General features: G+C 38.0%; 1 protein-coding gene. It reads right to left on the reverse strand.

What is annotated here, in order from left to right; genetic code table 11:
• Positions 1-447: SH3 domain-containing protein (locus AZF08_RS31100; protein WP_235604051.1), on the reverse strand; the 447-nt coding region annotated here is incomplete at both ends.

Here is a 447-nt window from a genome sequence, read left to right on the forward strand (position 1 = left end):
CCAGCTTCTAGCTTCACAAACTCTAACGATACGTAACCTTCTTTTCCTTTATAATTGATCTTCGCCCAGCCGTTTGCTTTTCCTAAGATTGTTACTTTTTCTCCGTTTTTTAAATTTCCGAGAATTGCACTATTTGTATTTGCTTGGCTTCTTACTCGCAGGCTCGTTGCGTTGATTGTTCCGCTTTCTTGTACTTCATTTGTGATGTTTTCCACTGACTTCTCTTCTTGTTTCCCAGTTTCTAGTTTCACAAACTCTAACGATATGTAACCTTCTTTTCCTTTATAATTGATCTTTGCCCAGCCATTCGCTTTTCCTAAGATTGTTACTTTTTCTCCGTTTTTTAAATTTCCGAGAATTGCACTATTTGTATTTGCTTGACTTCTTACTCGCAGACTTGTTGCGTTGATTGTTCCTGTTTCCTGCACCCCATTTGTGATGTTTTCC

The sequence above is a fragment of the Bacillus gaemokensis genome (assembly GCF_001590835.1).
GTDB lineage: Bacteria > Bacillota > Bacilli > Bacillales > Bacillaceae_G > Bacillus_A > Bacillus_A gaemokensis.